The organism is Burkholderia sp. 8Y (assembly GCF_902506145.1).
Lineage (GTDB): Bacteria > Pseudomonadota > Gammaproteobacteria > Burkholderiales > Burkholderiaceae > Caballeronia.
Map to the genome: position 1 here is coordinate 1 of NZ_LR733520.1, position 2479 is coordinate 2479.

Below are 2479 nucleotides of genomic sequence, written 5' to 3' on the forward strand. Positions count from 1 at the left end.
GTAAGCGGCCAGCGAACCCGTCTTGACGAACGATGGATTACTCGACAGGCGCGAGAGGCTGCCAGTTATGAGGCAGCAATGTTGCGATGTCGCTTGCTTTGTGGGCCGGGAGGCGAGTCAGAATGTCCTTGAGATATGCATGAGGTTCGTGCCCGTTGAGTTGCGCCGATCGGAGGAGGCTCATGATGGCAGCGGCGCGTTGGCCAGCGCGCAGCGACCCTGCGAACAACCAGTTGGACCTGCCGATGGCCCATGGACGTATCTGATTTTCGACCCAATTGTTGTCGATTGGTACATGCCCGTCTTCGAGATAACGCGTGAGCGCTTGCCAGCGCTTTAGGCTGTAATCCAAAGCCTTAGCAATGGCGGAGCCGTCGGATACGAGTTTGCGCTGCGTAGCCAACCACTCGTAAAGCGCGTCGCTTACTGGCTTGGCCCGGCTCTGTCGAAGCCGTTGGCGGGCATCAGCATCGAGATTCGCGGCATCCCGCTCGATGGCATAGAGCTCAGTGAAGAATGGTAGCGCTTGCCCAGCGAGCTGGCTGCTGTGATTGGCGTGCAGCTCGAAGAATTTGCGCCTCGCGTGAGCTGCGCAGCCAATCTCGGTGACGCCCTGAAGGAAGGAGGCCTTGTAACCGCCGTAGTCGTCACATACTAGCTTGCCGTGCCAGCGGGTCAAGAAGGTGCGGGCATGCTCGCCGGCTCGGCTGCCGGCGAAGTCGTACACCACCGCGCGAAGGTTGCTGAACTGCGTAGGCGTATACGCCCACAGATAAGCCCGATGGGTCTTCCCCTTACCGGGGCTGAGCATTTGCACCGGGGTCTCGTCCGCGTGCAACACGCCTTCCTTCAAGATCTCTCGATGGAGGGCATCGACCAATGGCTGCAACTGCGCGCCGCAGATGCCCACCCACGCGCCTAGCGTAGATCTCGGTATCGCCAGGCCCGCACGCGCAAAGATCTGCTCCTGGCGATACAGGGGCAGGTGATCTGCAAATTTGTTGACTAGGACCGATGCCAGAAGTCCGGTGGTTGGGATGCCCTTATCGATGACGTGCGAGGGTACGGGTGCCTGGATCAGCGTCTCACAGTTGCGACAAACCCATTTGCCGCGAATGTGCCGCTCCACCGTAAACACGCCCGGTGCGTAATCCAGCTTCTCGCTGATGTCTTCGCCGATACGAACACGTTCGCATCCGCACTGGCACACCGTGTTGTCTGGTTCATGACGGACGTCGACACGCGGCAAGTGCGGCGGCAAGGGTGCGCGCTTCGGCTGCTCGTGTCGGCGCTTGCGTGCGGGCTCAAGCTCTTCGAGCTCTATCTCGATGGCGGCCAGGTCGCCATCTATCGCCTCGTCAAGCAGGCTCATTTGCTCGTTGTTGAGCTGCTCGCTGCGACGGCCAAACTGCTGGCGCCTGAGCACGGAGATCTCGTGAGTCAGTTGGTCGATGCGGGTTTGCCGGTAATGCAGCTCCCGTTCCAACGCATCGACTTCTCTGCGTTTCTCCGTCACCTCTTGGTCCTTCGCGCGGACCTCAGCGAGCAGTTGCGTGGCAAGGGCACGCAATTGCTCTGGACTGAGGTCGTCGAGGTCGGCCGGCGGGTTCATGCAGACCAGTCTGCCAGAACCCCGCATACGCGAGAAGGAGAACTGTATACGTCACCGCCGACGCGTCAGATGATGCGGATCACGCCATCCTGGCCGATGCGTTGCCACGGCAGCCCCAGCACCAAGCCCGCCAATTGTTCGTGCGTGAGCACCTGCTGCTTGGGTTCGCTGCCAGCGTGGGGCCAGACGAACTGCCCCTGATTCAGCCGTCGGGCTGCCAACCAGATGCCGATGCCGTCGTGGACCAGGACCTTCAGTCGGTTGGCGCGGCGGTTGGTGAACAGATAAGCGTGGTGCGGATGCGCGGCGCCGAACACCTTCACCACGCGCCCCAACGCCGTGTCGAAGCCGGCCCGCATGTCCAGCGGATCAACTGCTAACCAGATCTTGTCGACACGAATCACCGCAGCCACTCGCGCAACCATGTCGCGCATTGCGCGGCTTCGGAGACCGGCCAGCTCACTGTTATCGACTGATTGCCCCGGCGAACTTCGACACGGATCTCCGTCGAGCCTACCTCCTTTGCCCCCACGGCAACGGGAACGAACGCTGGTAGTGGTGTCGATTGAGTTTCTACCGGGCGCTCACACAACCGCTTCGGAAGTCTGCCTTCAGCCTGATCAAGCCAACGTCGCAGTAAGTTCGCGTTGAGCCGATGTTCCAGCGCGACCGCCGCCACCGACACGCCGGTACCCTGGCAAGCGGCAACAACGCGTGCCTTGAAGTCTTCGGTGTAGCGCCGACGACGGCGACGGGTCGGCAACGCCTCTTCTTCGATAGTGTTCACGTGTCCGCTTATTCGCTTTAGTGGACACGATACTCCCAAGCGCTTCGCCGACAATCAAGGTGAGTTGGCCAGCCGCTTAC

At 61.1% G+C, this 2479-nt stretch carries 3 protein-coding genes; all 3 read right to left on the bottom strand.

The window, feature by feature from the left end; translation table 11 throughout:
* Positions 1-37: 37 nt before the first annotated feature.
* Complete coding sequence (tnpC, locus tag GV035_RS10610; RefSeq protein ID WP_159835074.1) at positions 38-1612, bottom strand: IS66 family transposase; 1575 nt, start codon at positions 1610-1612, stop codon at positions 38-40.
* Positions 1613-1677: 65 nt separating this feature from the next.
* Complete coding sequence (gene tnpB, locus GV035_RS10615) at positions 1678-2046, bottom strand: IS66 family insertion sequence element accessory protein TnpB (RefSeq protein ID WP_159835075.1); 369 nt, start codon at positions 2044-2046, stop codon at positions 1678-1680.
* Positions 2013-2399 carry an IS66-like element accessory protein TnpA gene (gene tnpA, locus GV035_RS10620; protein WP_159835076.1) on the bottom strand — a complete coding sequence of 129 codons (387 nt, stop codon included), beginning with the start codon at positions 2397-2399 and terminating at the stop codon, positions 2013-2015. Before tnpA ends, tnpB begins: the two co-directional genes overlap by 34 nt.
* Between the last annotated feature and the right edge of the window lie 80 nt (positions 2400-2479).

Excerpts from the sequence above, each read along its gene's own strand:
- tnpC (WP_159835074.1), bottom strand. The coding sequence starts at position 1,612 with ATGAACCCGCCGGCCGACCTCGACGACCTCAGTCCAGAGCAATTGCGT.
- tnpB (WP_159835075.1), bottom strand. The coding sequence starts at position 2,046 with ATGCGCGACATGGTTGCGCGAGTGGCTGCGGTGATTCGTGTCGACAAG.